Source organism: Pseudomonas sp. MYb185 (genome assembly GCF_002979975.1).
Lineage (GTDB): Bacteria > Pseudomonadota > Gammaproteobacteria > Pseudomonadales > Pseudomonadaceae > Halopseudomonas.
This window is the reverse complement of sequence record NZ_PCQD01000005.1, coordinates 381013-395780: the sequence shown is the minus strand read 5'-3', so window position 1 is coordinate 395780 and position 14768 is coordinate 381013. Positions and strand designations below refer to the sequence as shown.

Genomic DNA, 14768 nt, shown 5'->3' with positions numbered 1-14768 from the left:
TCATCTTTTGGTTGCGGGTTACAGCCTGGCGACTAGCGGGTCAGCATCAGGCCGGCCCAGGTGGCGATCAGACCGAGGCACACACTGAGCAGGATATATCCAAGGGCCATCAGGCCCTGGTCATTCTCCATCAGACGCCAGGCATCCAGGGAGAAAGTGGAAAACGTGGTGAAGGCACCCAGGAAACCGACAGTCAGTCCCTGTTGCAGTACCGGCGATAGCTCCGGGCGGTTCAGCCACACGCCGTATAGTATACCTATCGCCAGGCATCCGAGCAGATTGATGAGGAAGGTCGCCAGGGGAAAGGCCGTCGGCCATAGCAGGCCCACGCCGTAGGTCATGCCATAGCGTGACAAGGCCCCGACGGCACCGCCCAGGGCAATTGCCAGTATGCTCCAGATCACGGCTTCTCCTGGCGGCGCCTGGCCGGGCTGGCGGCATCCAGCTTGCGCAGGTGGTCCAGCTTCTGGCCGATCTTCAGCTCCAACCCGCGGTTGACCGGTTGGTAGTAGCGACGCGGCTCCAGTTCCTCGGGAAAATAGTCCTCACCGGCGGCATAGGCTTCGGGTTCATCGTGGGCATAGCGATAACCCTCGCTGTAGCCCAGCTCCTTCATCAGCTTGGTCGGCGCATTGCGCAGGTGCAGCGGCGGCTCCAGCGACGGCTGGCCGGCGACATCCTGCAGCGCCATCTTGTAGCCCTTGTACACCGCATTGCTCTTCGGCGCACAGGCCAGGTAGACGATCGCCTGGGCTACCGCCAGCTCCCCTTCCGGGCTACCGAGGCGTTCCTGCACGTCCCAGGCGTTCAGGCACAGGGTCAGGGCGCGGGGGTCGGCATTGCCGATATCCTCGCTGGCCATGCGCACCACGCGACGGGCGATATACAGGGGGTCGCAGCCACCGTCGATCATCCGCGCATACCAGTACAGGGAGGCATCGGGGTTGGAGCCACGCACGGACTTGTGCAGCGCGGATATCTGATCGTAGAAGGCTTCCCCGCCCTTGTCGAAACGCCGGCGATTGTCATTCAACAGGTCACCGACCAGCTCGATGTCGATGGTTCCGCCATCGGCCATCAGATCGGCGGCGATTTCCAGCAGATTGAGCAGGCGACGGGCGTCACCGTCGGCAGCGCCAATCAGGATGCTTCGAGCCTCGGGGCTGATACCCAGCCGGTGCTGCCCCAGGCCCCGCTCGACATCCGTCAGCGCCCGGTCCAGCAGCGCATCCAGCGCCGGTTCATCCAGCGACTTGAGCACGTAGACCCGGGCGCGGGACAGCAGCGCGTTGTTCAATTCGAAGGACGGATTCTCGGTGGTCGCACCGATGAACAGCAACGTGCCGTCCTCGACGAAGGGCAGGAAGGCATCCTGCTGGGCCTTGTTGAAGCGGTGCACCTCATCGACGAATAGGATGGTCTGTCGGCCATTCTGCGCGGCATGCTGGCGGGCCTGCTCCACCGCCTGGCGAATCTCCTTGACCCCGGCCAGCACCGCGGAAATGGTCACGAAGTGGGCATCGGCCAGGGTCGCCAGCAGCTTGGCCAGGGTGGTCTTGCCTACCCCTGGCGGGCCCCAGAAGATCATCGAATGCAGGGCGCCCTGCTCCAATGCCACCCGCAGCGGTCGCCCCGGGCCCAGCAGATGCTGCTGGCCGGCATACTCGTCCAGGCTGGCCGGACGCATCCGCGCCGCCAGTGGCTGGTGCGGCGCCTTGGCTGCGAACAGGTCCATGTCACTCACTGATGACATCGACTCCATCGGGGATGTCGAAGGTGAACTGGGCGTCATCCAGCGGCGGGTTCAGCTGCATGTTGCGGAACAGGATATTGGTGCGCTGGCCGACCGGGTCGCTCATCTGCATGTCATTGATCACGCCATCACTGAAGGAGACCCGCAGGTGGTCGAACATCGAGTCGGCTTCCTTCGGGGTCAGGGTGAAGTCCACCACACTGCCGCCCTCGCTCCACTCGATATCGAAGTTTTCCTGCAACTGGCTGACATCACCGGACAGCAGCAGCGCCGGCGTATGGGTCAGGCGCTTGTCCATCTTCTGGATGGTGACCTGCTCCAGGTCCGGATCGTACAGCCAGATCTGCTCGCCATCCGATACCAGCAGCTGCTCCAGCGGCGGATCGGTATGCCAGCGGAACATGCCGGGACGCTTGAGCGCCAGGGTGCCGGTGGTTTCCTGCAGGTTGGCGCCATTCGAGCTGAGGGTCATCTGGGAGAAGCCGCCACTCATGGTCTGCGCTCTGGACAGCAGATCATTGAGCCGTTCGGCGGCGCGGGCCTGGTCGTCTGCACTGGCCACCAGGGGCAGGGCCACCAGACACAGGGCGGTAATGCTGGAACGCAGTAAGGTGCTGATCATCTTGGCTTGGTTGCTCCGCTGAAACTAATCGCGTACGGGAGGCGGCGCGATCACCTCGCGCGAGCCATTGGTGTTTGCTGGTGTTACGACACCGGCCATTTCCATCGATTCAATCATGCGCGCAGCGCGATTGTAACCAACCTTGAGCTTGCGCTGCACCGAGGAGATGGATGCCCGCCGGGTCTCGGTGACGAAGCGCACCGCCTCGTCGTACAGCGGGTCATCCTCTTCACCCTCCCCACCCATGCCACCGCCATCGAAGCTGCCGGAGCCGCCGTCGTCGGCACCGTCGAGGATGTCCTGGATATAATCCGGTTCACCGCGCAGCTTCCATTCGTCCACCAACCGGTGCACCTCATCGTCGGAGACGAAGGCACCATGCACCCGTACCGGCAGGCTGGTGCCCGGCGGCATGTACAGCATGTCACCATGCCCGAGCAGTTGTTCGGCGCCGCCCTGGTCGAGAATCGTCCGCGAGTCGATGCGGCTGGATACCTGGAAGGCGATCCGCGTGGGAATGTTGGCCTTGATCAGGCCGGTGATCACGTCCACCGACGGACGCTGGGTCGCCAGGATCAGGTGAATACCCGCCGCCCGCGCCTTCTGCGCGATACGGGCAATCAGCTCCTCGACCTTCTTGCCGACGATCATCATCATGTCGGCGAATTCGTCGATCACCACCACGATCACCGGCAGGGTCTCCAGCTCCGGCGGGATGTCATCCATGCTCTCACGGCGGAACAGTGGATCGGTCAGTGGCTCGCCGGCCTTCTGCGCATCCTTGACCTTGCGGTTGAAGCCCGCCAGGTTACGCACCCCCATGGCCGCCATCAGTTTGTAGCGGCGCTCCATCTCGGCCACGCACCAGCGCAGCGCATTGGCGGCTTCCTTCATGTCGGTAACCACCGGGCACAGCAGGTGCGGAATGCCTTCGTAGATCGACAGTTCGAGCATCTTCGGGTCGATCATGATCAGTCGCACATCCTCGGGGTGCGATTTGAACAGGATGCTCAGCAGCATCGCGTTGACCCCTACCGATTTGCCGGAGCCGGTGGTACCGGCGACCAGCAGGTGCGGCATCTTGGCCAGATCGGCCAGTACCGGCTTGCCACCGATATCATGCCCCAGGGCCAATGGCACGGCTGACTGCGCCTCGTCGAACTCACGGGTCTGCAGCACTTCGGACAGGCGGACGATCTCCCGGTCCTCGTTGGGAATCTCGATACCGATGGTGGTCTTGCCGGGAATCACCTCCACCACCCGCACGCTGATCACCGCCAGCGAACGCGCCAGGTCCTTGGCCAGGTTGGAAATCTTGCTGACCTTGACGCCAGGGGCCGGCTGGATCTCGAAACGGGTGATCACCGGTCCAGGCTGGACCTTCTCGACCTCGGCCTCGACACCGAAGTCCTTGAGCTTGAGCTCCAGCAGGCGCGACATGCCCTCCAGCGACTCGGGGGAAAAGCCCTTGCTGATCTTGCTCGGCGGATCGAGCAACGCGATCGGTGGCAGCGAGCCTGGTACCACCGGCTCGAAGCTCAGCGGCGTCTGTCGCTCCTTCTGGGTCCGCACGCTGGCCGGTACCGGCTTGGTATCCAGTGGTTCGATCTTCGGAGGCTGGCGTTTTTCCTGGGCGGCGACATGCTGGGCCAGTGCTTCATGGCGCTGCGCACGGGCTGCCTCGAGCTGGCGTTTCTCCTCACTGGAAACCACCGGTTCACGCCGCGCCGCGGGCGCCTGATGGCTCTGCGCCGGCAGTTGCGCTGCGCGCCGTGCACGCCAGCCCGCCCAGCCGCGCTTGAGCAGGTCGAGCAGATCCAGGGTCAGCCGTCCGGTCAGGTCCATCACCTTGAACCAGGACAGGTTGGTGAATACCGTCAGCCCGAACAGGAACAGCGTCAGGAACACCAGGGTACTGCCCTGCATGTTCAATACCGGGTAGGCCATGTCGCGCAGCAACTGGCCAAGCACCCCGCCAGCACCGGCGCCTTCGGGAAAGCTCGCATGCGCTGTGCCGTGCAGCGCCGCCAGCGCAGTACCGGCCAGCAGCGTGAGAACGAAGCCGATCAACCGCCAGGAGAACAGCCAACCATTCCAGACGAACGGCAGATGCCGCCGGCGAAACATCTGCCAGACCTTGACCGCGACAATCAGCGGGAACAGATAGGCCAGGTACCCCAGCACCAGCAACAGCACATCGGCGATCCAGGCGCCCATGCGGCCGCCGGCGTTCTGCACCGCCACCTCCCCGCTGCTACGGGTCCAGCCGGGATCGCCGACGTTATAGGTGAACAGCGCCATGCACAGGTACAGGCACAGCGCAATCATCCCCAGCAGCGCTCCTTCGCGCAGGCGCAGGCTGAGTTGTTCTCGCCAGGCAAAGTGCTGGCCTTTGTGGGATCGGGTATCCTTCAACGCTCTGGTTTCCATCGTGACTCAGCCACGTATTGTACAGGTTCTGTGAACATCGTATGGATTGACCTGAAAAGATGGGTTGCGTTCCGCGGACAGCGGGAACTATCTTGATCTGCGACAATAACTTAACGATGCTTCTTGATAAACCGTTCAAGCTCGAAATGCGAACTGCACAGGATTTGGAATGACCGAATTGAGGTGGCTGGATCCAGACAGCCTGGACTTCCCTCCTTCCCATGAAGCACTGGCCAGCCCGAACGGATTGCTGGCGGTGGGCGGCGACCTCCGCCCCGACCGGCTGCTGGCAGCCTACCGCCGGGGTATCTTCCCCTGGTACGAACAGGGTCAGCCGCTGCTCTGGTGGTCGCCTGACCCGCGTACTGTCGTAGCTCCCGACGCGGTGCATATCTCGCGCAGCATGCGCAAGTTCCTGCGCAAGACGCCTTTGCGCATCACCTTCGACCGGGATTTTGCCGCGGTGATCCGCGCCTGCGCCGAGCCGCGCGATTATACCGACGCCACCTGGATCACCGAGGAGATGCAGCAGGCCTACCTGGAGCTGCATCGGCGCGGCATGGCCCATTCGGTCGAAATCTGGGACGAGGGCGAACTGGTTGGCGGCCTGTATGGCGTGGCGCTGGGCAAGGCATTCTTCGGCGAGTCCATGTTCAGCCGCCGCAGCAACGCATCGAAGACCGCCTTCCTCGCCCTGGCCCGTCACCTGCAGGCCGGCGGCTGCGAACTGATCGATTGCCAGATGCCCACCGAGCACCTGCAAAGCCTAGGCGCCAACGAGATCCCCCGGGCGGCCTTCGTAGCTGTACTGCAACAACTGTGCGACATCCGGGTACGGGACTGCTGGAGTCGACCGCCGGGAGACGCCGGGATTGAAGCCGTGGCTGCAGCTTCTATACTTGACGAACCTACTCCAGAGCGATCGATATGACTGATCTGGCGCATCTCAAGTTCTATGCCACGCAGCCGCACCAATGCAGCTACCTGCCGGATGAGCAGGCGGTCACCCTGTTTCTCGACCCGCACCAGCGCATAGATGATTCCACCTACAGCCGGTTGTCCGAACTGGGCTTTCGCCGCAGCGGCGAACATCTCTATCGCCCCCACTGCGGCCAGTGCAAGGCCTGCATCCCGGCGCGCATTCCAGTGGCGGACTTCGTGCCGAACAGCCAGCAGCAGCGCATTTACAAGCGCAACCGGGATCTGCAGGTGGAGACCATACGCCCGGTCATCACTGACGAGATCTATCAGCTGTATGCCCGTTACATCAGGGCGCGCCATGCCGATGGCGACATGTACCCGCCGAGCCAGGAACAGTTCCGCTCGTTCCTGGTCAGCGACGATGCTTTTTGCGAATTCAACGAGTTTCGTCTCGATGGTCGTCTGCTGGCGGTGGCAGTGACCGACCGCATGGGCAATGGCCTGTCAGCGGTGTATACCTTCTTCGATCCGGATGAGTCCCGACGCAGCCTCGGACGCTATGCGATCCTCTGGCAGATAGAGGAGGCCCGCCGGGCAAGCCTGCCGGCAATCTACCTCGGCTACTGGATCAGAAACTGCCGCAAGATGAGCTACAAGACCGAATATCGGCCATTGGAAATGCTGGTGAACCAGCGCTGGATTCGCGTCACTTGAAAAATCCCCGTCAAAACTTGGCTGTTGGCTGCATTTGAGGCACAATTGCTCACCTTTTTTGCGGGCTTCATCCTGACGGCCCGCCTTGGCAACAGAATTTGAGAGGCCTTTGCTTAATGGCGAAAGAAGACAGTATTGAAATGGAAGGTACCATCGTTGATACCCTGCCGAACACCATGTTCCGCGTCGAACTGGAGAACGGCCACGTGGTGACTGCCCACATTTCAGGCAAGATGCGCAAGAACTACATCCGCATTCTGACCGGTGACAAAGTGCGCGTTGAGCTGACGCCTTACGACCTGACCAAGGGTCGCATCACCTACCGCGCCCGCTGATTCCCGGACGCGCATCCGCAACGCCCCGACCTTTCCATCTGGCTCCTCCGGGGCGCCGGCTCTTCCCAGAGCCTCTTATCCCCTGAATGCAAAAAGCCGTGCGCAAGCACGATGGCTTGCGCACGGCTGCGTTGCCTGCCGCCTGCTCAGCGCGACATGTATTTACCCACTTCCATCTTGCCGATCGCGGCACGGTGCACTTCATCCGGACCATCGGCCAGGCGCAGGGTACGCTGCATGGCATACATGTGCGCCAGCGGGAAGTCCTCAGACACACCAGCACCACCGTGCATCTGGATCGCCCGGTCGATCACCCGCAGGGCGACGTTCGGTGCCACCACCTTGATCTGGGCAATTTCGCTCTTGGCCACCTTGTTACCGACGGTATCCATCATGTAGGCCGCGTTCAGCGTCAGCAGGCGGGCCTGGTTGATCTCGATGCGCGACTCGGCAATCAGATCGATATTGCCACCCAGCTGGGCCAACGGCTTGCCGAATGCCGTGCGGCTGGTCGAGCGTTTGCACATCAGTTCCAGCGCCCGTTCAGCAGCACCGATGGAGCGCATGCAATGGTGAATACGGCCTGGCCCGAGGCGTCCCTGGGCGATCTCGAAGCCCCGGCCCTCACCCAGCAGCACGTTGCTGTAGGGAACCCGCACGTTCTCCAGTACCACTTCGGCGTGACCGTGTGGCGCGTCGTCATAGCCGAATACCGGTAATGGACGGATCACCTTGACGCCGGGGGTATCCATCGGCACCAGGATCATCGAGTGTTGCTGGTGACGCGGCGCATCGGGGTTGGTCAGACCCATGAAGATCATGATCTTGCAACGCGGGTCGCAGGCACCGGAGGTCCACCATTTGCGACCATTGATGACCCACTCGTCACCTTCGCGACGAGCATTGGCTTGCATGTTGGTGGCATCAGAGGACGCCACACCCGGTTCGGTCATGCCGAAGCAGGAGCGGATCTCGCCAGCCAGCAGCGGCTTGAGCCATTTTTCCTTGTGCTCTTCGCTACCATAGCGAACGATGGTTTCCATGTTGCCGGTATCCGGCGCGCTGCAGTTGAACGCCTCGGAAGCCAGGCCCGAGCGGCCCATCAGCTCGGCCAGCGGCGCGTATTCCAGGTTGGTCAAGCCGGCGCCCAGTTCCGATTCGGGCAGAAACAGGTTCCACAGGCCAGCCGCGCGTGCCTTGACCTTCAGTTCTTCGACAATCGCGGTGGGCTGCCAGCGATCACCCTCGTTGACCTGCTGATGGAAGATGGCTTCCGCAGGAAACACATGCTCCTGCATGAAGGCATCCACCTGCTCGCGCAGCTGTTTGACTTTTGGGGAGTATCCGAAATCCATGCCATTTACCTTTTCTGGTTTGTTGTTCATATGTATCTGAGGTACAAAAAAGGTAGATGAGACAGACAAATTTACCTAATCTATTTTCGGCGTGTATAAAGATTCATAAGCAATATGTACATGTCCCACTTATATAAGAGCCTATAAACGAGCCCAACGAAGGATGCTGCGATGAACCTCAGTAAAGTTGACCTGAACCTGTTCATTGTATTTGACGCTATCTATACGGAAGCGAACCTGACCCGTGCCGGGCAGATCGTCGGCATTACCCAGCCAGCGGTGAGCAACGCCCTGGCCAGGCTGCGCGACACCTTCAATGATCCGCTGTTCGTGCGCACCGCCCAGGGCATGGTGCCCACGCCGATGGCGCAGAACATCATCACCCCGGTACGCCACGCCCTGCAGCTACTGCGCGTGTCCGTGCAGGAAAGCCGCAGCTTCAATCCCAACGAAGCCAACAAGACCTACCGCATCAGCATGACCGACCTCACCGAGGCGGTGATCCTGCCGCATCTGGCCGCGCGCATCCGACGCCTGGCGCCAAACATCAACATCGACAGTTTCCTCACCCGCCGCCGCGAGACCACCAAGGAACTGGCCGCCGGGCGTCTGGACTTCGCCATCGACGCGCCGCTCAACACCGACCCGCAGGTACGCCACGTCCGCCTGTTCGAAGACCGCTACGTGTGCATCATGCGCAAGGGGCATCCGCTGGCCGGCAAGGACAAGATCACCCTGGATGACTACCTGGCACAATCGCACATCCACATCTCCAGCCGGCGCAACGGCCTCGGCCACGTGGATCTGGCGCTGGGCAAGATGGGTATTCAGCGGCGTGTGGTGCTGCGCTCGCAGCATTATCAGATGGCGCCGCTGGTGCTGGAGTCGACCGACATGGTAATGACCGTGAATGAGCGCTTCGCCCGACGCCACGATCTGCATTGGGTCGAGCTGCCGATCGAGGACATCCCGCCGATCCAGACCCACCTGTTCTGGCATGAAAGCACCGACCAGGACCCGGCCAACCGCTGGATGCGCGAGCAGATCATCGAGCTGTCACAGCAGTTGGAACGCAAGATGGCCAAGGAACGCGAAGCGGTACTGCCGTCCGAAGCCTGACCGGCTCAGACGCTCACTCCAGTGCCGGTTCCTCTTCTGGAATCGGCGCGAACTGGGCAGCCCAGATCTCCCGATACTTGTCCAGCAACCTGCGCGGCTCGCCCTGGCGCACCATGCGATACACGCCCAGGGTCAATGCCGCGCGCAAGGCGGGCGAGTTGCACGCCGAGTTATGGGAGACGGTGTAGTACAGTGGCTCGTTGATCAACGAGCCTTCGAGAATGTCCAACTGGTCGAGAATGTTCAACTGCGCCGCCAGGGCCAGCCCCTGATGCCGCTCGTAGACCACATAGTCGGCCCGATCACGCAGCAGCAATTCGAAGGATTGCTGGATCGACGGCACGGTACTGATATCCAGATGATCGGCAGCATAGGTATCGAAGGCTGCGCCGAAGCTGTTGTTGACCAGCGAACTGCCCTGCTTGCCACGCAGATCATCCCAGCCGCTGTAGGGAAAGGCCTTGCCGCGCTTGACGAAGATGACGCTGGGCACCTCCATGTACGGCGGATGGATATAATCCATCTCCGCCAGCCGCGCCGGGGTCAGGAAAGCGCCGGCGAGCATATCCACCCGACCGCTGCGCACCTCTTCCTGGGCCCGGGCCCAGGGCCCGACATGCAGCACATCGACATTAATGCCACTGCCTTCCAGAGCCATTTCCAACAACTCCACCGCGGCCCCGGTCAGGCGCTTGGGATCATCGGGGTTGACCCACAGCAGCGGCGGGTACTGGGAGTTGCCGGTGACCACGATACGCTCGCATGCGCCGCCGGCAGCCAGCACCGCGCCGCTCGGCCCCAGCCCCAGCGTGAGTACTGCGGCCAGGTACAACCTGCCTGTGAATCCTCTGCGTGCCGCCATCAACCATTCTCCCCTGCTCATTTATCGCTGTCCGCAGTATAGCGACATCATTCAGGCTGGCGAATCGATAGCACCGCTGTGGAAGCGAAACTCGGTATCGTCCTCCCGCACCGCCTGGGCCTCTACTTCGGCAAAGAAGGCGATGCGCTCGTCAATCGGGCCATCAGCATAGGCCCGGGCCAATTTCAGGTAGTCCTCATAGTGCCGCGCTTCGGACTTGAGCAGCGAGCGGTAGAAATCCGCCAGCTCGTCATCCAGATGTGGCGCCAGGCTGGCGAAACGCTCGCAGGAACGCGCCTCGATGAAGGCGCCGACGATCAGCGTATCGATCAGTCGGCCCGGTTCCACGGTGCGCACATGCTGGCGCAGGCGCTGCGCATAGTGGCTGGCCGACAGCCCGCGATAAGCCACCCCACGCTTGTTCATCAAGGCCGTGACCTGCTCGAAATGCCGCAACTCCTCACGGGCCAGGCGCGACATTTTCTGCAGCAGGTCGGGCTTGTCGATATAGCGAAACATCAGGTTCAGCGCGGTCGAAGCCGCCTTCTTCTCGCAGTTGGCATGGTCGATCAGCAGCTCTTCGGGGTGCTGCAGGGCCTGCCGGACCCACGCCTGCGGGGTAGCGCAGCGCAAAAAGGCAAGCAGATGGTCGGGAAGTGTCATGGATTCACGTCAGCAAAATGAAGTCGAGCGGCATTATACGGATATACACCCGCTCGTCATCTTGCCCCAGGTCAACGGCACACCGGCGAAAAGCGTCTACATTGGTAGGTACATTACAGCGATACGATGCTTGTCGAGAAGGGAGAAGCCATGCAAACCATCAAACGAATACTGAGTGTGATCGACCCCACCAGGGAAGACAACGTAGCGCTGGTGCGCTCGAGATTGATTGCCGGTTATCTCGGAGCCGAACTGCACCTGCTGGTCTGCGAGAACCGCAGTGACTTCTCCCCGCTGCTCGACGAACTGTGCGCCGGCCTGGAGGCGGCCGGGATCAGGGCCAGCTACACCCAGGCCTGGCACGGCAACACGACCGACACCATAGTGCGCACATTGATGGCCGAGGGCTGCGGCCTGGTCATCAAGCAGCATCTGCCGGACAACCCACTGAAGAAGGCTCTGCTCACACCGGACGACTGGAAACTGCTGCGCTACTGTCCGGCGCCGGTACTGTTGGCCAAGGACAATGCCTCCTGGCTGCAGGGCAAGGTCCTGGCCGCAGTGGACCTGGGAAGCCACGATGACGAGCATTATCGGCTGCACGATGCCATCGTCAGCCACGCAGCGGATATCGCCGACATGATCAGCGGCGAACTGCATCTGATCAGTGCCCACCCGGCGCCCATGCTGTCGGCTGCCAACCCGGTCTACCAGCTGCGCGAGAACATCGTGAAGATCTACAGTGACAAGGCCGCCCGCTATATCGAGCAGTACAGTCTCAGCGAGGCCAATACCCATATCGACGAGGGCCCGGCTGACACGCTGATTCCCCGGGTTGCCCAGCAGATCGGCGCCGCCGTTACCGTGATCGGCACCGTGGCCCGTACCGGTATTTCCGGCGCGCTGATCGGCAATACCGCCGAAGTGGTGCTCGACCAGCTCAGCGGGGATGTCCTGGTACTCAAGCCGGACGACATGATCGCCCACCTGGAGCAACTGGTGGAAAAATAACCCGGGTGGTTCGCGGCCTGCTCCTGGGCCGCGACCTTTTGTCCCTTGCCCGCATCGCGACGAAGGTTGTAACACCGTCCACCTTAACTTTGTGCGCCTATTCCTGTAGAATTCCTGCCCGCCGTGAGTGCATGTGTACAGGCGTTTGCCCGCAACCGTATTCTGTTACCCCAGTAAACCAGGTTGCCCCCCCACCAGATCGGGCCTGCGCTTGCACCCATCCCTATTTTCGGCATCCCAGGTCCGTGAGGATGACCGTTCCGTCACAAACGGAACAGACTGATGAGGGTAATTATTGTGCTTGAAGCCTATCGCAAACACGTTGAAGAACGCGCCGCTCAAGGCGTCGTGCCTCAGCCGCTTAATGCCGAACAAACCGCTGGTCTGGTTGATCTCCTGAAAAACCCACCTGCCGGCGAAGAAGAATTCCTGCTTGATCTGCTCACCAACCGCGTCCCGCCGGGAGTGGATGAAGCCGCCTACGTCAAGGCTGCCTTCCTGTCCGCCGTAGCCAAGGGCGAAGCCACTTCCCCGCTGCTGAACAAGGTTCGCGCCGTCGAACTGCTGGGCACCATGCAGGGTGGCTACAACATCGCCACCATGGTTGAGCTGCTCGACAGCGAAGAGCTGGCTGCTACCGCCGCCGAACAACTCAAGCACACCCTGCTGATGTTCGACGCCTTCCACGACGTCGCCGAACGCGCCAAGAACGGCAACCCCCACGCCAAGGCCGTCCTGCAGTCCTGGGCTGACGGCGAGTGGTTCACCAACAAGCCTGCCGTTGCGGAAAAGATCAGCCTGACCGTATTCAAGGTGCCTGGCGAAACCAACACCGACGACCTGTCCCCGGCTCCCGATGCCTGGTCGCGCCCGGACATCCCGCTGCACGCCCTGGCCATGCTGAAAATGGCCCGTGACGGCATCGAGCCGATCGAGCCCGGCGTCACTGGCCCGCTGACCCAGATCGAAGCGATGAAGGCCAAAGGCCTGCCGGTCGCCTACGTCGGTGACGTGGTCGGTACCGGTTCCTCGCGCAAGTCTGCCACCAACTCGGTACTCTGGTTCTTCGGTGACGACATCCCCTACGTGCCGAACAAGCGCGCCGGTGGTTACTGCTTCGGCTCCAAGATCGCCCCGATCTTCTACAACACCATGGAAGACGCCGGCGCCCTGCCGATCGAGTTCGACTGCAACGACCTGAACATGGGTGACGCCATCGACGTCTACCCCTACGAAGGCAAGGTATGCAAGCACGGCACCGATGAAGTCATCACCACCTTCGAACTGAAGACCCAGGTGCTGCTCGACGAAGTGCGCGCCGGTGGCCGTATTCCGCTGATCATCGGCCGTGGCCTGACCGAGAAGGCCCGTACCGAACTGGGCCTGGCTCCCTCCGAGCTGTTCCGCAAGCCCGAAGCACCTGCCGAGAGCGACAAGGGCTTCACCCTGGCGCAGAAGATGGTCGGTAAGGCCTGTGGCGTCGAAGGCGTACGCCCCGGCACCTACTGCGAACCCAAGATGACGACTGTCGGCTCCCAGGACACCACTGGCCCGATGACCCGTGACGAGCTGAAGGACCTGGCTTGCCTGGGCTTCTCCGCCGACCTGGTCATGCAGTCCTTCTGCCACACCGCCGCGTATCCGAAGCCGATCGACGTCAACACCCACCACACCCTGCCCGACTTCATCCACAACCGTGGTGGCGTTGCGCTGCGTCCGGGTGACGGCATCATCCACAGCTGGCTGAACCGCATGCTGCTGCCCGACACCGTCGGTACCGGTGGCGACTCGCACACCCGCTTCCCGATGGGCATCTCCTTCCCGGCCGGTTCCGGCCTGGTCGCCTTCGCTGCTGCCACCGGTGTCATGCCGCTGGACATGCCGGAGTCGGTACTGGTGCGCTTCAAGGGCGACATGCAGCCGGGCATCACCCTGCGTGACCTGGTTCATGCGATCCCCTACTACGCCATCCAGGAAGGTCTGCTGACCGTCGAGAAGAAAGGCAAGAAGAACATCTTCTCCGGCCGCATTCTCGAGATCGAAGGTCTCACCGGCCTGACCGTCGAGCAGGCGTTCGAGCTGTCCGACGCTTCCGCCGAGCGTTCGGCTGCCGGTTGCACCATCAAGCTGCCGGAAGACGCCATCGCCGAGTACCTGAAGTCCAACATCACCCTGCTGCGCTGGATGATCGCCGAAGGTTACGATGATGCGCGTACCCTGGAGCGTCGTGCCCAGGCCATGGAAGCCTGGCTGGCCAAGCCCGAGCTGATGGAAGCCGATGCCGACGCCGAGTACGCAGCGGTGATCGAGATCGACCTGGCCGAGATCAAGGAGCCGATCCTGTGCGCCCCGAACGATCCTGACGACGCCCGTCTGCTGTCCGACGTGGTTGGCCGCCAGATCGACGAAGTCTTCATCGGTTCCTGCATGACCAACATCGGTCACTTCCGTGCCGCCGGCAAGCTGCTGGAGAAGAACAAGGACGCTCTGCCGACCCGTCTGTGGCTGGCCCCGCCGACCAAGATGGATCAGTGGATGCTGACCGAGGAAGGTTACTACGGCATCTACGGCAAGGCTGGCGCACGCATGGAAATGCCCGGCTGCTCGCTGTGCATGGGTAACCAGGCACGCATCGCCGCCAAGTCGACTGCGGTCTCCACCTCCACACGGAACTTCCCGAACCGTCTGGGTGATGGTGCCGACGTCTTCCTGGCCTCCGCCGAACTGGCCTCGGTTGCAGCCATCCTTGGCCGCCTGCCGAGCGTTGAGGAATACATGACCTATGCTGCTGATCTCAACAGCATGTCCAGCGAGATCTATCGCTACATGAACTTCAACGAAATCGCGTCCTACCAGAAAGCTGCTGCCAGCATTCCGGTGACCGAAATCTGATTAGCCGTAATCAGTGAAAGCCCCGCTCCGTGCGGGGCTTTTTTTTGCGGTCAATAAACAAGCGGAACCGGCCTGACGAAATCCTGTCACA

12 protein-coding genes and 1 pseudogene are annotated in these 14768 nt (G+C 61.9%); 6 read left to right on the top strand and 7 right to left on the bottom strand.

From position 1 onward, the window contains the following. Positions 1 to 32: 32 nt before the first annotated feature. Genes crcB through CQ007_RS10620 form a run of 4 tightly spaced genes read right to left on the bottom strand, consistent with a single transcriptional unit; the run spans position 33 to position 4790 of the window. Positions 33 to 404: a fluoride efflux transporter CrcB gene (crcB, locus tag CQ007_RS10635; protein WP_105645794.1), complete on the bottom strand. Its 372-nt coding sequence runs from the start codon at positions 402 to 404 to the stop codon at positions 33 to 35. Next, positions 401 to 1735, bottom strand: coding sequence for a replication-associated recombination protein A (locus CQ007_RS10630; protein ID WP_105645793.1), 1335 nt, complete (start codon positions 1733 to 1735; stop codon positions 401 to 403). The genes crcB and CQ007_RS10630 overlap by 4 nt, the downstream gene beginning before the upstream one ends. 1 nt (position 1736) lies before the next feature. Next, entirely contained in the window at positions 1737 to 2375 is a 639-nt protein-coding gene (gene lolA, locus CQ007_RS10625; RefSeq protein WP_105645792.1) for an outer membrane lipoprotein chaperone LolA, read from the bottom strand. 24 nt (positions 2376 to 2399) lie between these two features. Then, on the bottom strand, positions 2400 to 4790 hold the full coding sequence (locus tag CQ007_RS10620) for a DNA translocase FtsK (RefSeq protein ID WP_371919821.1): 2391 nt from the start codon (positions 4788 to 4790) through the stop codon (positions 2400 to 2402). A gap of 184 nt (positions 4791 to 4974) precedes the next feature. On the opposite strand from CQ007_RS10620, the pseudogene aat reads away from it, so the two are divergent. From aat to infA, 3 genes and pseudogenes are all read left to right on the top strand, one after another. Continuing rightward, positions 4975 to 5631, top strand: a pseudogene (gene aat, locus CQ007_RS10615) (leucyl/phenylalanyl-tRNA--protein transferase); the annotation flags it as partial. Positions 5632 to 5732: 101 nt separating this feature from the next. Beyond that, positions 5733 to 6440, top strand: coding sequence for an arginyltransferase (locus tag CQ007_RS10610; RefSeq protein WP_105645789.1), 708 nt, complete (start codon positions 5733 to 5735; stop codon positions 6438 to 6440). 116 nt (positions 6441 to 6556) lie between these two features. Then, on the top strand, positions 6557 to 6775 hold the full coding sequence (gene infA / locus CQ007_RS10605; RefSeq protein WP_036989719.1) for a translation initiation factor IF-1: 219 nt from the start codon (positions 6557 to 6559) through the stop codon (positions 6773 to 6775). A gap of 146 nt (positions 6776 to 6921) precedes the next feature. Here infA and CQ007_RS10600 read toward each other — a convergent pair whose 3' ends face one another. Continuing rightward, positions 6922 to 8130: an acyl-CoA dehydrogenase gene (locus CQ007_RS10600; RefSeq protein WP_105645829.1), complete on the bottom strand. Its 1209-nt coding sequence runs from the start codon at positions 8128 to 8130 to the stop codon at positions 6922 to 6924. A 171-nt stretch (positions 8131 to 8301) separates the two neighbouring features. Here CQ007_RS10600 and CQ007_RS10595 point away from each other — a divergent pair, with 171 nt between their 5' ends. Beyond that, positions 8302 to 9249, top strand: coding sequence for a LysR family transcriptional regulator (locus tag CQ007_RS10595; RefSeq protein ID WP_105645788.1), 948 nt, complete (start codon positions 8302 to 8304; stop codon positions 9247 to 9249). A gap of 13 nt (positions 9250 to 9262) precedes the next feature. On the opposite strand, the gene CQ007_RS10590 is transcribed toward CQ007_RS10595, so the two are convergent. Next, positions 9263 to 10111: an ABC transporter substrate-binding protein gene (locus CQ007_RS10590; RefSeq protein ID WP_158256752.1), complete on the bottom strand. Its 849-nt coding sequence runs from the start codon at positions 10109 to 10111 to the stop codon at positions 9263 to 9265. Between the two features lie 51 nt (positions 10112 to 10162). Beyond that, positions 10163 to 10774, bottom strand: coding sequence for a tRNA-(ms[2]io[6]A)-hydroxylase (locus CQ007_RS10585; protein WP_105645786.1), 612 nt, complete (start codon positions 10772 to 10774; stop codon positions 10163 to 10165). A gap of 150 nt (positions 10775 to 10924) precedes the next feature. Here CQ007_RS10585 and CQ007_RS10580 point away from each other — a divergent pair, with 150 nt between their 5' ends. After that, positions 10925 to 11785, top strand: a complete 861-nt coding sequence (locus tag CQ007_RS10580) for a universal stress protein (protein ID WP_105645785.1) — start codon at positions 10925 to 10927, stop codon at positions 11783 to 11785. A gap of 297 nt (positions 11786 to 12082) precedes the next feature. Further along, positions 12083 to 14677, top strand: coding sequence for a bifunctional aconitate hydratase 2/2-methylisocitrate dehydratase (gene acnB, locus CQ007_RS10575; protein ID WP_105645828.1), 2595 nt, complete (start codon positions 12083 to 12085; stop codon positions 14675 to 14677). The last annotated feature ends 91 nt before the right edge of the window (positions 14678 to 14768 follow it).